This is a genomic window from Curtobacterium sp. MCSS17_008 (assembly GCF_003234185.1).
In the GTDB taxonomy this organism is placed as follows: Bacteria; Actinomycetota; Actinomycetes; order Actinomycetales; family Microbacteriaceae; genus Curtobacterium.
Map to the genome: position 1 here is coordinate 1 of NZ_QKSM01000004.1, position 14,608 is coordinate 14,608.

The 14,608-nt window shown below is 72.1% G+C and carries 12 protein-coding genes and 1 tRNA gene; 6 read left to right on the top strand and 7 right to left on the bottom strand.

All coding sequences use genetic code 11. The features are described from left to right. Positions 1 to 179: 179 nt before the first annotated feature. Positions 180 to 1,280, bottom strand: coding sequence for an FAD-dependent oxidoreductase (locus DEJ23_RS05750; protein WP_111239326.1), 1,101 nt, complete (start codon positions 1,278 to 1,280; stop codon positions 180 to 182). Positions 1,281 to 1,467: 187 nt separating this feature from the next. Here DEJ23_RS05750 and DEJ23_RS05755 point away from each other — a divergent pair, with 187 nt between their 5' ends. Beyond that, complete coding sequence (locus tag DEJ23_RS05755) at positions 1,468 to 2,802, top strand: TrkH family potassium uptake protein (RefSeq protein ID WP_258375277.1); 1,335 nt, start codon at positions 1,468 to 1,470, stop codon at positions 2,800 to 2,802. Then, the gene (locus DEJ23_RS05760) at positions 2,795 to 3,484 is read left to right on the top strand and encodes a TrkA family potassium uptake protein (protein WP_111239327.1); all 690 of its coding nucleotides are present in this window, start codon (positions 2,795 to 2,797) and stop codon (positions 3,482 to 3,484) included. The genes DEJ23_RS05755 and DEJ23_RS05760 overlap by 8 nt, the downstream gene beginning before the upstream one ends. Positions 3,485 to 3,542: 58 nt before the next feature. Here DEJ23_RS05760 and DEJ23_RS05765 read toward each other — a convergent pair whose 3' ends face one another. The 3 genes from DEJ23_RS05765 to DEJ23_RS05775 form a co-directional block, all read right to left on the bottom strand. Next, positions 3,543 to 4,592 (bottom strand): BLUF domain-containing protein, encoded by a 1,050-nt coding sequence (locus tag DEJ23_RS05765; protein ID WP_111239328.1) that lies wholly within the window; start codon positions 4,590 to 4,592, stop codon positions 3,543 to 3,545. A gap of 261 nt (positions 4,593 to 4,853) precedes the next feature. Further along, positions 4,854 to 6,791: an IPT/TIG domain-containing protein gene (locus DEJ23_RS05770; RefSeq protein WP_111239329.1), complete on the bottom strand. Its 1,938-nt coding sequence runs from the start codon at positions 6,789 to 6,791 to the stop codon at positions 4,854 to 4,856. A 299-nt stretch (positions 6,792 to 7,090) separates the two neighbouring features. Next, positions 7,091 to 7,161, bottom strand: a tRNA-Gly gene (locus DEJ23_RS05775). 267 nt (positions 7,162 to 7,428) lie between these two features. On the opposite strand from DEJ23_RS05775, the gene DEJ23_RS05780 reads away from it, so the two are divergent. Continuing rightward, the gene (locus DEJ23_RS05780; protein ID WP_111239330.1) at positions 7,429 to 8,523 is read left to right on the top strand and encodes a DUF6177 family protein; all 1,095 of its coding nucleotides are present in this window, start codon (positions 7,429 to 7,431) and stop codon (positions 8,521 to 8,523) included. 25 nt (positions 8,524 to 8,548) lie between these two features. Then, positions 8,549 to 8,860 (top strand): hypothetical protein, encoded by a 312-nt coding sequence (locus DEJ23_RS05785; protein ID WP_146240201.1) that lies wholly within the window; start codon positions 8,549 to 8,551, stop codon positions 8,858 to 8,860. Between the two features lie 51 nt (positions 8,861 to 8,911). Here the strand turns inward: DEJ23_RS05785 and DEJ23_RS05790 are convergent, their stop codons facing one another. Further along, complete coding sequence (locus tag DEJ23_RS05790) at positions 8,912 to 10,963, bottom strand: cytochrome c oxidase assembly protein (RefSeq protein ID WP_111239332.1); 2,052 nt, start codon at positions 10,961 to 10,963, stop codon at positions 8,912 to 8,914. A gap of 73 nt (positions 10,964 to 11,036) precedes the next feature. Beyond that, positions 11,037 to 12,140: a GNAT family N-acetyltransferase gene (locus DEJ23_RS05795; protein WP_181429140.1), complete on the bottom strand. Its 1,104-nt coding sequence runs from the start codon at positions 12,138 to 12,140 to the stop codon at positions 11,037 to 11,039. A gap of 100 nt (positions 12,141 to 12,240) precedes the next feature. Between DEJ23_RS05795 and dcd the strand changes: the two genes are divergently transcribed. Together dcd and DEJ23_RS05805 are read left to right on the top strand one after the other, a co-directional pair. Then, positions 12,241 to 12,828, top strand: coding sequence for a dCTP deaminase (dcd, locus tag DEJ23_RS05800; RefSeq protein WP_111239334.1), 588 nt, complete (start codon positions 12,241 to 12,243; stop codon positions 12,826 to 12,828). 75 nt (positions 12,829 to 12,903) lie between these two features. Further along, positions 12,904 to 13,218, top strand: coding sequence for a helix-turn-helix transcriptional regulator (locus DEJ23_RS05805; RefSeq protein WP_111239335.1), 315 nt, complete (start codon positions 12,904 to 12,906; stop codon positions 13,216 to 13,218). 250 nt (positions 13,219 to 13,468) lie between these two features. Here DEJ23_RS05805 and DEJ23_RS05810 read toward each other — a convergent pair whose 3' ends face one another. Further along, positions 13,469 to 14,584, bottom strand: a complete 1,116-nt coding sequence (locus DEJ23_RS05810) for a sugar-binding protein (protein WP_111239336.1) — start codon at positions 14,582 to 14,584, stop codon at positions 13,469 to 13,471. Between the last annotated feature and the right edge of the window lie 24 nt (positions 14,585 to 14,608).

The window sequence follows — 14,608 nt, forward strand, 5'->3', positions numbered from 1 at the left end:
CGAGGCGAACGCTCCCTTCGGCGGGGAGAAGAACTCCGGCCTCGGCAGGTTCCGCGGCGACTGGATCATCGACGAGCTGACCCGGTTGCACTGGGTCTCCGTCCAGCGGACACCGCGGGACTACCCGCTCGTCTGACCGATCGACCTGCTGACCCCGGCACCGGAGCCCGGTGCCGGGGTCAGAGGGCGAAGCGCGGGTGCGGTGCGCCGCCGGTCGCCAGGTCGGCGACGAGTTCGCCGATGAGCGGCGCGAACTTGAACCCGTGCCCGGAGAACCCGGTCGCCACCGTCAGCGGGCCGCGGCGGTCGATGACGAAGTCCTCGTCCGGGGTGGTGTCGTACAGGCAGCTGATGAACGTCGGACGGGTCGCGTCCACCCCCGGCACGTACCGCGCGACGTACGCCTGCAGCCGCTCGGCCTCGGCCGTCACCGGCAGGTGGTCGCGGGCGTCCGGATGGACGACCGGTCCGGTGCCGTGGAACCCGACCTTCACGCCCTCGCCCGGCGTGAGCAGTCCGTACACGTCGTCGCCGTCGGCCCAGTGCACGAACGACGGCCAGGCCTGGTCCGGCAGGTGGCTGGGGAAGTGCGCGGGCTGCTCCTGGGTGACGCGCACGGCCGGGAGGCGCGCCCCGCGTTCCACGAGCAGGTCGCCCACCAGCGTGGGCGCCCAGGACCCGACGGCGGCGACGACGCTCGGCGTGCGGACCGCCGTACCGTCGCCGAGCGTCACGGTGACGTCCGCGCCGTGGTCGTCGATCGCCGTGACCCGGGTGTCGAAGCGGAGCTCGGCGAGACCGGTGCGCTCGGCGAGCGTCAGGAAGACCTCGATCGCGTCGGCCGAACGGATGCGTCCCGCGGTCGCGTGTGCGAGGACGTGGCCCTCGAAGGAGATGCCGGGCCAGCGGGCCGCGGCGTCCTGCGGTGTGAGCGTCTCGTGCGGGATGCCCGCGTCCGACAGTGCGGCGGCGATCGCGTCGACGACGTCGGGGCGCCCGTGGTCCACCGCTCCCGTGCGGTCGAGGAGCGTGGTGCCGGATGCCCTCTCGAGTGCTTCCCAGAGCGTCAGCGCCCGGGTGGTCAGGGCGACGTACTCCGGGTCGGTGTAGCCCTGCCGGAAGATCCGCGTCGCACCGTGCGACGACCCCTCGTGGTGCCCGCGCCCGTGCTGCTCGACGAGCAGGACGCGTTCGCCGCGGGCGGTCAGGGCGTGGGCGGTCGCCGCGCCGACGACCCCGCCGCCGACGACCACGTGCGGTGCGGGACGGTTCGGGTGCACCGCGTCAGGCTACGACACGCGCCCGGGCCGGCTCGCCGCACGGCCCGCGGGGTGCCCTGGTCGAACGCCGGTGACCGGGCCTCGGCGTCGCCGCAGCCGCCTCGAGGCCGCCGCGGTACGTCGCGTCCGCCGACCGCCGCTACGATCGGCCCGGGACATCCCGATCACGGCGGAAGGTGCTGAAGTGGTGCGGCCCAGCAACGCGCTCACCCGTCCGGGTCGGCTCATCGCGTCGGCGTTCGCGGCGGCGCTGGCTGCCGGAACGGCGCTGCTGTCGTTGCCGATCGCGACGAGCAGCGGAACCGTGCCGCCGCTCGTGGACGCCCTGTTCACCGCGACCAGCGCACTGTGCGTCACCGGCCACGTCGTCGTCGACACCGGGACGTTCTGGTCACCGTTCGGGCAGGTGGTCATCCTGGTCCTCATCCAGGTCGGTGGGTTCGGGGTGATGTCGCTCGCGACGCTCCTCGGGTTGCTCGTCGCGCGGCGACTCGGGCTCCGGACCCGGCTGACGGCGGTCAACGAGACGCACAGCGTCGCCCTCGGGGACGTGCGGCGGGTGCTCCGGGGCGTCGGGACGATCACGCTCGTCGTCGAGGCCTCGGTCACGGTCCTGCTGACCGCACGCTTCGCGACCGCCTACGGGCACCCTCCCGGCACCGCGCTCTGGGAAGGCGTGTTCCACAGCGTCTCCGCGTTCAACAACGCCGGCTTCGCGCTCAGGTCGGACAGTCTCGTCGCGTACGCCACCGATCCGTGGGTGTGCCTGCCGATCTGCGCGGCGATCATCATCGGCGGTCTCGGCTTCCCCGTCGTGATGGAGCTGGTCCGCGGGCGTCGACCCCGGACGTGGACGCTCAACACGGTGACGGTCGTCGTCGGGACGGGCGTCCTGCTGCTCCTCGGCGGCGCGGTCCTCACGGCGCTGGAGTGGACCAACCCGGCCACCCTCGGCGCCCTCCGACCCGAGCAACGGCTGCTGGCCGGCTTCACCGCCGGGGTGATGCCGCGGACCGCCGGGTTCAACAACATCGACATCGGCGCGATGCACCCGGCGAGCTGGCTCGTGACGGACGTGCTGATGTTCATCGGCGCGGGCCCGGCCGGGACCGGCGGCGGTCTGAAGATCACCACGTTCGCCGTCCTGCTCTTCATCGTCCTCGCCGAGCTCCGCGGCGACGCGGCGGTCAACATGTTCAACAAGCGCCTGCCCCGCTCGACGCACCGGGAGGCGCTGACCGTCGCGCTCGTCGCCGTGGCCGTCGTGGTGACCGCGACGTTCGCGATCATGCTGATGACCACGGTCCGGCTCGACCGGGTCCTGTTCGAGGTCATCTCCGCGTTCTCGACCGTGGGGCTCTCGACCGGGATCACGGCGGACCTGCCGAGGGCGGCGCAGCTGATCCTCGTGGCCCTGATGTTCATGGGACGGCTCGGTCCCGTCGCCCTCGCCTCGTCCCTGGCGCTCCGCCGCACCTCCCGTCTCTACGAACTCCCGAAGGAGCGTCCGATCATTGGCTGACCACCTCTTCTCCAGGACCCGACGGGGCCGTGGCCCCGACACGGTCGCCGTCATCGGCCTCGGCCGGTTCGGCAGCGCACTCGCCACGGAGCTCGTCCGCTCCGGCACCGAGGTGCTCGGCATCGACACGGACGAGGACATCGTGCAGGCGCACAACGGTGTCCTCACCCACGTGGTCCGGGCCGACTCGACGCGGGAGGCGGTCCTCGAGCAGCTCGGGATCGCCGACTTCGACCGTGTCGTCATCGCGATCGGGACCGACATCCAGGCCAGCATCCTCACGACGTCGCTGATCAAGCGGATGGGCGGGCCGACGATCTGGGCGAAGGCGATCAGCGCCCAGCACGGGTTGATCCTCGAGCAGCTCGCGGTCGACCACGTCGTCTTCCCCGAGGCCGACATGGGGCGCAGGGCGGCGCACCTGGTCCGCGGATCGATGCTCGACTACGTCGAGTTCGACCAGGACCTCGTCGTCGCGAAGACCATCGTGCCGGAGAGCATCGTCGGCAAGCGACTCGACGAGGCGGGCGTGCGGCGGCGGTTCGGCGTCACCATCGTGAAGGTGAAGACCGCCGCCGGACGGTGGGAGCCGGCCGGTGCGGACACGGTGCCGCAGTCGGGGGACACGGTCATCGTGATCGGTCCGAGTGACCGCACCGAGGGCTTCTGCACCCAGTCGTGACGGAGCGGGAGCCGGCGGCCGCGCCACGGCAGCAGCCGCCGTGCTGCCGTCGCCCTCGTCACCGTGCGGCGACCGGGATCTCCCAGTAGGCGGGCTGCTCGTACTGCTCGGACCAGCCGCGCCGCATGCGGGTCGCCGCGCGGTCGAAGGCGTCGACGACGTCGGTGTCGTTCGTCAGGAGCGACTGCAGGCGGAGCCCGTCGTAGAGCGCGAGCAGCTGCTGCGCGCCCCGCACCGGGTCCATCGTCGCCGGCTCCCGGCCCGTGCGGACGTCCTCGGCGAGGGCCTGGCGGATCACCTCGCGGAACTCCAGGTACGCGGACCGGTAGTAGTCGGCGCCGTCGGCCGAGGGGTCGGTCGCGACGGTCAGGCTCGACGCGACCAGTCGCATGAGCGCCGGTTCCTCGGCGTGCGCCGCGAGCAGGGCGTGCAGGTACGCGACGGTGCCCTTCTCGGCGGCGAGCGGCTGCAGCGGCAGGGACACCGCCCGCGTCCAGCGCATGACCGTGGCGGAGAGCAGCGCGTGCGGGGCAGGGAAGAGCTCGGTGATCTGCGCGACGGTCATGCCGCTGCGTTCGGCGACGGCCTCCACCGAGAACCGGGAGACCCCGCCGTCGTGGATGACGGCGATGGCTCCGTTGATCGCCCGGGTCTTCGGCGCTTCTTCGTCGATGGTCCGCTGCGAGGTCAGGGGGGCGAGCGGGTGCTTGCGGAACCACTCGAGCAAGCCCCGGGCACGTGACGCAGCGAAGGCCGGATCGGTTGGACGCCCGGCGGTGAACAGGTCGCTGAACCCCGGGATCTGCTGCATGAGCGGGTCGAGGGACTGGAACGCCATGGACCAGTCCGGGAACGACCGCTGCTGGATCGTCTCGTCGAGCAGGACGCGCACGTTCGTGTGGCGAGGGTCCATGCGGACCTGCTCGAACCGGGCGTGGACGACGTCGTCCTCGCCCTCGAGGATCCCGATGCAGTTGTCGCCCTTGTGGGCGAGCATCCCGGTCACGCCGAGTCGCGTGTTCTTCTCGCGGCCGACGGCGAGGATCTGCGCGAGCTCCGAGTCCGTGATCGGACGGGTCTGCGTGCTGGTGTAGACGAGTGAGCGCATCTGCTTTCTCCTTGTTGCGCGGAGCACGGTGCTCCCGGTCGAGTCAAGACGGCTCCGCGCCGACGGGCAAGCCCCACGTTCGGGAACCGGAGCATGCTCTGACCCCGACCCCGACCCTGACCCGTTCCTCGGTGAGCGGGGTGTCCTCCAGCGGGTACGTCGCTGCGGCTCGCCGGGACGACGCCGCCGACGACGAGGGCCGGGCCCGCACCTGTCGTGCGGACCCGGCCCTCGTCGCCGTCGACCGGCGCTCGTCGCTGGTCAGGCCTGTCGGCGACGCCGCGACCCGATGACCGCCGTCACGGCGCCCAGCAGGAGCAGCGCGATCGCCGCCGCGATGCCGGGGCGCGGGTCCGACCCGGTGAAGGCGAGGTTGCCGGACGTCCCGGTGCCGCTGCCGTCACCGACGGTGACCGTGGTGCCACCGGTCCCACCGGCGGTGCCGTCGCCGACCACGACGTAGTCGAACGCGAGCGCGTCGCTCGTGCCGCCCGGGGTGCTGACGGTGATCGCCGTCGTGCCCTCGTCGCACGCCGGCGTGGTGAACGTCAGCGCGGTGCCGTCCTCCGAGACCGTGACGTCGGCCGGGTCGATGGTGACCCCGCAGATCGTGACGGTGATCGCTCCCGGCACGAAGCCGTCGCCGTCCACGGTCACGGTCGTGCCGCCGGTCGTCGGGCCGGAGCCGGGGGTGACGCCGGTGACCGCGGGGACGGGCAGGTAGGCGTAGGCGTCCTCGGCGACGGTGGTGCCGCCCGGGCCGGTGACGGCCACGTCCGCCGTGCCGACGGTGCCGGCGGGCGTGGTGACCGTGACGGAGGTGTCGGTCGGCTCACCGACGATGGTCGCGGGGGCGCCGTCGAAGGTGACCTCGGTGGTGCCGGCCAGGTCGGTGCCGCTGATCACGACGGTCTGGCCGCCTGCGGCCGGCCCGGAGGCGGGGGTCACGCCGGTCACGGTCGCCGCGGCGGCCGGCGCCACGTACCGGAACTGCGTCGGGGCGGTGAGCGTGGTGTCGCCCGGGAACCCGACGGTGACGTCCACGAGGCCGGTGCCGGCCGGTGACGTCACGACGATGCTCGTCCCGTCGTCGGACACGGACTGCACCTCGGCGAGGGCGTCACCGAAGCGGACCTCGTCGGCGGCCTGCAGGCCCGTGCCGGTGATGGTCACGGTCGTGCCGCCGGCGGTGGGACCCTCGGTGGGCGAGAGCGCGGTGACCGTCGGGGCGACGTACACGTAGGGCAGGCTGTCCGACGAACCGCCGCTCGTGACGACCACGGTGGTCTCGCCGGCGGTCCCCGCGGGCGTCACCGCGGTGAGCGACGTGCCGTCGTCCGCGACGGTGACGTCGGTGGCGGGGACGCCGCCGAACGTGACCGTCGTGTCGTCCCCGAAGCCGTCGCCCGTGATCGTGACGGTCTGGCCGCCGGTGGTGGGGCCGGTGCCGGGGGTGATGTCGGCGACCGTGACCGGCGCCGCGGCGGCGGTCGGGGTCTCGCAGTTCGCCTGCGCCAGCACCACGGTGGCGACGGCGTCGTCGGCCAGGGTGACGCCGGCGACGGTGCCGTCGAGGGTGACGGTGGCGAGGACCGAGGTCGCGGCGGCGGTCGTGGCCGTGGTGGTCGTCGTGCGGACCAGGTCGACGGTCAGGGTGACGCCGGCCAGGTCGCCGGTGAGCGCCGTCGAGGTCGAGACCGTGGGCGTGTCCGCGTCGAGCGTGACGGTCTCACCGAGCACGGTCAGGCCGGTGAGCAGTGCGTCGCTCGTCGGGGTGCCGCCCACCGGGCACGTCGCGGTGGCGGTCGCGGCGGCGGCGGTCAGCACGTCGAGGCCGAGCAGCTCGATGGATGCACCGGCGATGTCGGCCGACGCGGTCGACCGTGCGGCGTCGCTGCTGGCAGACGTCGAGACGACGTCCGCACCGATGTCGGCGACCGCTGCCTGCACGAGCGTCGAGGCGTCGCCGTCGAACTCGTCCGTCCCGGAACCGGTGACCGAGACGGCACCGGCGGACACGTCGGCGGTGAGCCCGAGGAGGCCGGCGAGGTCGGGCAGCGCAACGTCCGCACTGATCCCGACGGCTGCCGCGTCCCCCGGTGCCGCTGCTGCGGGGCTCGCGACCACGAGGGCGCCTCCCAGGGCGGTCCCGGCGGCGACGGACATCGCTGCGACCCGCATTGCCGAGCGTCGTTGCATGGCGTTCCTTCCGTTGAGGGTTCTGTCCCAGCGGAAGGTAGGCCCGCGTCCGGGGGCCGGTCCGACCCTCGTTCGGGGGGATGGACAGGGCCGTCGAAGCTGTAGAATCCCTCAGTTACGGGCGTTGACGCGCTCCAACCGAATCGGCCACGCCCTGATCGGCAACGATGATCCGCGTTCTGCGGCTTGCGCGCCGAGGACAGTCCGCACCCGGATGACGAGCCTCGAGGGCGTCGGCCCGTGCGTGAGCAGTCCCGCTCGGCTGCAGGACCGGCGGCCGGGGCCAGGGGGAGAATCGGAGCGAGTGACGGGAATCGAACCCGCGCTACCAGCTTGGGAAGCTGGAGTTCTACCATTGAACTACACTCGCGCATCCCGTCGAACGGGACGCAGCAAGCCTAGCGGATTCTCCGCTGGATGCCAGCCGAACGCGCGCCGCACGGTCCGTGGCGGTGGTGACCCGGACCTCCCGACCGGCGCGGCCCGACCACCGCTGGCGCGTCGCTCGGGAACCGCTGGCGTCGGCCCACCGTCCGGTGGCCGTGTCTCCCCTGTGAGGTGCCCGGGCTGACGGACAGGTGTCGTGGCCGTGTGTAGCGTCCAGGGGGTTCCGACGCCCTACCCCGAGGAGGACCGGATGGTCAGGCATCCCCTCATCGACGACGTGGTCGGCCCCGCCATCGTGGTCCGGTCCGCCTCGCCGGTCGTGTGGCTGACGGACTCGTTCGCCTCACTCCTGCGTCGAGCGTCCGAGTCGGGACGCACGGTCGTGCTCCGCACCGGCCGGGAGGCATCACTCACCCCCGCCCTGCGGCACGCGCTGGGCGCGCACCAGGCCGCATGGGCCGTGGACGACTTCGACGGCACCCTGCGGGACGGCCGTACGGGCGTCTTGGCGTCGGGCATCGAGGACTTCGTGCACCGCGGGCCGGAGCTCGTCGGCACGCCCTCACCGGAGCACCCGGTGTCGTCGGACTCGGTCCGGCAGATCAGCATCGACCTGACGCTGCGGCACCACGCGGACCGCGCGATCGACATCGGCACCGCGATCGAGGCCCTGTGCGACACCGTCGGCATTTGCCCGACGCGCTGGGGCACGAGCGAGCCACTGACGGTGCCGTGGGACCGGTGGGTCGTCACCCAGTACGCCAAGCACGAGGCGCCGGCCGTCTCGACGTCGTACGCGGTGGGCGAGGGGTTCTCGGCGACGATGACCGCGCACCTGCTCGACGGCGTCGTCGTGGAGACGATGTCCGCCGTGCTGACCATCCCCGAGGACGGTGCCGACCCGGCGCTCGCGTCGCGGCTGCTGGACGCGGTGCACCGCGTGGCGGACGAGGTCGAGCCGGTGTTCGGCGTGGTCATGCAGCGCCGCGGTGACGCGGACCACCTGGTGCGCGCCGTGTCGCACGGTGAACCGGAGCCGCTCGCGGTGGTCATCGGCGCGGAGGCGACGGAGTTCCTGGACCGAGGCGGCGTGTGGCCGCCACCGCGCACCACCACCTCGGTGTTCGGCGGGGGCGGGCTCGTGGTCCGCTTCGACGACGGGTGGGAGGCGCTCGAGGCGTTCCTCGACCGGATCGACGAGGACCGCTTCCTGCAGCTCGTCGGTGGTGCCCCGCTCGACCCCGCGCACGACGAGGGCACCCTCGACGGGCACGACCGCGGCGACCGCGCGCACGGGGCCCACGCCGGCTCCGGACGGACGACGGGCGGTCAGGGTGCCGCGTGACGTGACGCTGCTCTGCCGTGGACCGGTGGAGACGCGCGACGTCGCCGAGGCGCTGCTGCTGCACGACGAGGCGTGGGGTGTCCGTGCACTGGACGACGGCCCGGTGCTGCAGGTCTGCCGTGACGCGTCGCACCCGGTGATCACGGTGCTCGGGGTGCGGCGGGTGGACTCCCTGGACGAGGTCCAGCGGATCCTGCCGGACGCCCCGACCCTGGCGACCCCGCTCTGGTGGGTGGACACCGTGACGCCGTTCGGTCCCGCGGGTGAGGCGGGCGTCACCGCCGCGCTCGAGGCCTCGATGGAGCTCGACGCGGTCTGCATCGTCCACGGGGACTGAACGTCCACGGGGACTGAGCGGCAGCGCCCGTCCCCGAACGCCGGAGCCGGGTCAGCCCTGGTCGCGGTCGTTCATGGCGGCGAGGCGCTCGTTGTACGCCTTCAGCTCGGCGTCACCGTCGCGGTCGGCCTTGCGGTCGAGGCGCTTCGCGTCGCGCTTGTCGGTCCGCACCCAGTTGCGCACCACGAGCAGCGCGACGAACACCATCGGCAGCTCGGAGGCGCCCCAGGCGATCCCGCCGCCGGTGTGCTGGTCGTCGAGCAGCGCCCGGTCGTCGGTCTGCCCGAGCGCGTGGAACCAGTCGGCGGCGAACACCGACTGCGACGTCATCACTGCGACGCCGAAGAAGGCGTGGAAGGCCAGGGTCGCCAGGAGCGCGATGATGAGGATCGGGTACTGCGGACGCTTCGGGCCCGGGTCGACACCGACGAACACCCAGAAGAACAGGTAGCCGCTGAACACGAAGTGGACGACCATCACGACGTGCCACTCGTGCGACTGCATGGCGTACTGGAACGCCGGGGTGAAGTAGAACACCACGAGCGACCCGGCGAAGATGACGCCGGCGACGGCGGGCTTCGCGAGGAACTGCATGTACCGCGAGTGCGTGAAGAGCATGAGCCACTCGCGGGCGCCGCGCGAGCCGTCGTTCCGCACCGGCAGTGTGCGGAGCGCGAGCAGCACCGGGCCGCCGAGCACGAGCGGCAGCGGCACGAACATCATGAGCAGCATGTGCTGGAGCATGTGCGACGAGAAGTGCACCATGCCGTAGACGGCGGGGCCGGCCGAGGTGGTCCAGATGAACAGCGCGCAGCCGAGCAGCCAGGCGATGGTCCGGCCGACCGGCCAGGTGTCGCCGCGCTGCTTGAGCTTGCGGACCGACAGCAGGTACCAGCCCGCACCCACGACGGCGACGGCCAGGTAGACCCAGTCGATGTGCCACTGCGTCAGGTACGTCTGCACGGTCTGCGCGGGCGGGTACTCGTACCCGAGCAGGCCGGAACGGGTGTCCTGCCCGGTCTCGGGCGTCTGCGGGATCGGCGGCTGCGAGCGGGACACCGCGACCGAGACGCCGATGGCGACGGCCATGAAGACGATCTCGGCCAGGGCGAACCGGACGAACAGCCCGCGGTCGAGCGGGGCGCGGAGGAGCCCCGGCACGAGCCTGCGGCGCTGGGCGACGCCGGCCAGCCCGAGCAGCACGAGGATGAGTGCCTTGACGGTGATGAGCCAGCCGTAGGTGGTGGTGACGAGGTCGGCCGGGCCGGTCAGGCGCAGCGAGGCGTTGACGATGCCGGAGAACGCGACTGCGGCGAAGGCCCAGCCCGCGAGCGTCGAGTAGCGGGCGACGACGCGTCCGGTGGCGCCCTTCGTCCGGGTGCGGAGCAGCAGGACGGCGACCAGGCCGCCCGCCCAGACGCAGACGGCGACCAGGTGCACGGCGAGCGAGTTGACGGCGTTCGCGTGCTCGAGCGCACCGGCGGCGTGCCCGGACAGCGCGAGCGGCAGCAGCGCGAAGAGCCCGGCGACGGTCGCGACCGCGAGCGTGGTGGCCCGGGTGGCGAAGGCTGCGACGAGGGTGGCGACCAGGATCGCGGCGGCGGAGACGACGAGCGCCTGTCCGATCTCGACCTGGAACGCGAAGAGCAGGAAGTTACGGGCGAACACCGGGCTGGTGAGCGGCACGCCCAGGGTGTTCGCGCCCGTGAGCACGATGCCGACGACGGCGGCGAGGAACCAGACGGAGCCCGCCGCGGCAGCCCACCGTGCGGCGCGGTGCTGCACGCTCGACATGGTGCCGTGGTCGGCCTTCTTGGCGGGCAACGCGAACGCGGCGACGATGAGCAGACCGATCGTCAGCGCGGCCGTGGTGTCGTGCACGACGCGGGCGATCGGCAGGCCGTACTCGACCAGGTCACCGGCGGAGACGAGCTGCTGCGACGCGGTGAAGGCGCCGGTCAGGGTCATGCCGAGCACGGCGCACGCGACGGCGAGGGGGATCGCGATGACCAGGACCGTCGCGACGGTGGTGGAACGCGCGGAGGTGGGGGCGGGATCGGGTGCCGTGTCCCCGGGCTGCGTGGTGGCTGACGTGACGGTCATGACCGTCCAATGGTAGGTGCGCCGCCTGACACCCCGATCCCAGTCCGGCGGCGGCCGCACCGACCCGGTCGGGTCAGTCCCGGTGCTCCCAGATGCCCTCGCTGCCGACCCCGACGAACCCGACCGCCTCGTTGACGTCGAGCATCGGACGGTTCTCCTCGGCGTTGAACGTGACGATCGACGGCCGCTCCGGGAAGTCCCGCTCGACGGTCTCGATCCCGACCACCTTGAGCAACCATCCGAGTCGGTGCCCGCGGTGTTCGCGGAGCACGAGCGTGTCCCACTGCATGACCGCCCGACCTGCGGCGTCCGGCACCTTGATCTGGCTGAAACCGGCCAGGGTGGTGCTCTCGATGTGCTCGACGGCGACCGTCAGCATCGTGTGCGGACCGGTGGCGAGCTGCCCCTCGGACTCCCGGACGCGCTCGGCCGTCCAGACGTCCTCCGGCTCCTGCATGTCGCCCTCGGGGGTGTCGGTGCTCATCCGGGTGTGGAGCAGGGCGAGGCCGTCGAGCCACCGCTCGGGCGTCGGTCCCGTCCACACGTGCACCCGGTACCCGGGGCCGGCCGCGGTCTCCGCTCGCTCGTGCAGCTCCCGGACCACCGACGCGTCGGCGGGGAGCGCGAGCCGGCTGATCCGGTTCACCTGACCGAACCGCCACCCGCGGCCGGTCAGGAACCGCACGCCGGCCTCGTCCTCGGGCACAGCGCCGAAGCCGGTCGGTGCCGGGACGTACCCGGGCCCGTCGCCGGGGCCGACCTGGCGCGAGACGGCGTACGTCTTCCACTGTGTGCGCCCCTCGGCCCGGGCGACGCCCTCCAGGTGGTCGGCCAGCAGCGTCCCGATGCCGCGGCGCTGCCGGTCGGGCCGGACGCCGAGCGACAGCCAGCAGTTCGTCGTGCCCGGCTCGGTCTTCGAGTCGTACGCGCCCGAGGCCACGACCTCACCCGCGGCGTCGCGTACGACGAACAGGCGGCTCGGTGCGCCGGGCTCGTGGCACATCGGCAGGTACTCGGCGGGGGTCCAGGACAGCTCGGGGAGCCCGTGCACGGCGACCTCGGCGGCGTCGGACACGGCGAGCCAGTCGCGGAACGCCTGCACCCGGTCGGGCTCGTCGTCCATCGTCGTCGGCACGACGAGTTCCTCGACGGTGTACTCGGAAGCGGTGTCGGTCATCGTCGCCCCTGGTCGGCCGGTCGGACGGCCGTCGTCCGCCGCCCCGGGAGGGCAGCCTCGCAGCATATCGGCGACCACACCCTGCCGCTAGGCTTCCTGCGTGCTGCTCTCCGACCGCGACATCACCGCCCAGCTCGCCGAAGGCCGGATCGGGCTCGACCCGTACGACCCCTCGCTCGTCCAGCCGTCGAGCATCGACGTCCGGCTCGACAAGTACTTCCGGCTGTTCGACAACCACAAGTACCCGCACATCGACCCGGCCGAGGACCAGCCCGAGCTCACCCGCCTGGTCGAGACCGACCCGGACGAGGCGTTCGTGCTGCACCCGGGGGAGTTCGTCCTCGGTTCGACGTTCGAGGTCGTCACCCTGCCCGACGACATCGCCGCGCGGCTCGAGGGCAAGAGCTCGCTCGGTCGCCTCGGCCTCCTCACCCACTCGACGGCGGGCTTCATCGACCCGGGCTTCTCCGGCCACGTCACCCTCGAGCTGTCGAACGTCGCGACCCTGCCGATCAAGCTCTGGCCGGGCATGAAGATCGGCCAGCTCTGCTTCTTCCAGCTGTCGAGCCCGGCGGACAAGCCCTACGGCTCGGCCGAGTACCAGTCCCGCTACCAGGGGCAGCGCGGCCCGACGCCGTCGCGATCGGCGCTGAACTTCCACCGCGCGGACGTCTCCCAGCGCGACTGACGCCGCGGAGGGGATCGCCCCCGCGAGTGATGTACTACTGGGCCGCGAAATTTCGCATTTCGCTATCGTTCACGGATGGTCGAAGCACCCGCCCGTGGGCCCCAGCCGGTCGTGGCGTCCGAACTCATCCGTGACGCCCGGCTGCGTGCCGGCCTGACGCAGGTGCAGCTCGCCGCCCGGGCCGGCGTCACCCAGAGCGTCATCAGTACGTACGAGAACGGGCGGCGTGAGCCTTCGCTCGCCGCGCTGCAACGGCTCGTGCGCGCGGCCGGGTTCGAAGCGACGATCGACCTGCTCCCCGCAGACCCTCCGCCGCTGCCGGATCGCGCCGCCGCCGTCCGTGATCGTCCAGATCGGGGCCGCCACCGGCGCGCTGACCGTGCCGGGTGACGGACGGGAGGCCCGTGGCGGCGCCGCCACGGGCCTCCCGTCCGACCCTGCGCGTCCCGCGAGACGGGGGCGTCTGCGCGAGACAGTCGCGGGGCGGCGAGACGCCGCCGGAAGTGGCGGCGTCTCGCGTGGACCGCGGCGTCCCGCCGCGACGCCGGCGTTTCGCGAACGCCCCGGAACGCGGGAAGGCCCCGTCTCGCCGGAGCGAGACGGGGCCTTCCTCGTGCTGTGGTGCTGCTGCGGAAGGGGATCAGCCCTTCTTGGCGAGCTCCTCGAGGGTGTCGTTGCCCTTGTAGGCCTCGACCGCGTTCTCCTTGGTGACCAGGACCGGGGTCAGCTCGACGGCCGGCACGATCTTCTTGCCGTTGTCGTTGTTCTTGTCCTCGGTGGTCTCCGGGGTCTTGCCGTCGGCCAGGTCGGAAACCAGGTCGATCGCGGCCTGGGCCTCGTCGGTGGTGTTCTTGTAGATCGTCGAGTACTGCTTGCCCTGCATGATGAGCGGGATCGAAGCGGTCTCGGAGTCCTGACCGGTGACGACCGGGTTCGGCTTACCGGCCGCAGCGGTCGCGGTCAGGATCGCACGGGCCAGGGTGTCGTTCGGCGACAGGACGCCGTCGAGCTCGGTGTCGGTGTACGACTTCGTCAGGATGTCGGTCATGCGCGACTGGGCGTTCTGCGCGAGCCAGCCCTGCGTGTTGGTCTCCGAGAAGCTGGTGCGACCCGAGACGACCTTGACGGTGCCGTCGTCGATCTTCGGCTGGAGCACGTCCATGGCGCCGTTGAAGAAGACCTTCGCGTTGGCGTCGTCGGGCGAGCCGGAGAAGAGCTCGATGTTGTACGGGCCCTTGGCCTTCTTCTCCTTCATGCCGTCGAGCAGGGCCTGCCCCTGCAGCTGGCCGACCTTGAAGTTGTTGAACGCGACGTAGTAGTCGACGTTCTCGGTGTTCAGGATGTTGCGGTCCCAGGCGATGACGACCGCGCCGGACTTCTTCGCCGCGGCGACCTGCGTGCCGAGCTGCGAACCGTCGGCGGCACCGATGATGATCGCCTTCGCGCCCTTGGTGACCATCGACTGGATCTGGGCCTGCTGGTCCGGAACCGGGTTGCCGGCGTTCGCGTACTGGATGTCGGCCTTGAAGCCGGCCTCCTCGATGGACTTCTCGAAGGCGTCACCCGCGAGCACCCAGTTCTGCGAGGTCTTGGCGGGGAGCGCGACGCCGATCAGGGCGCCCTTCTCGATCTGGACGTTCGAGGCGCCGTCCGACGAGCCGGAGCCGGCGTCGGAGTTGCCGCGGGCCGAGCAGCCGCTGAGGGCCATGCCCGCGACGAGTGCCAGACCGATGCCGGCGATGAGCTTCTTGCGCATGAGATTGCTTTCTCTTCGTTGAGG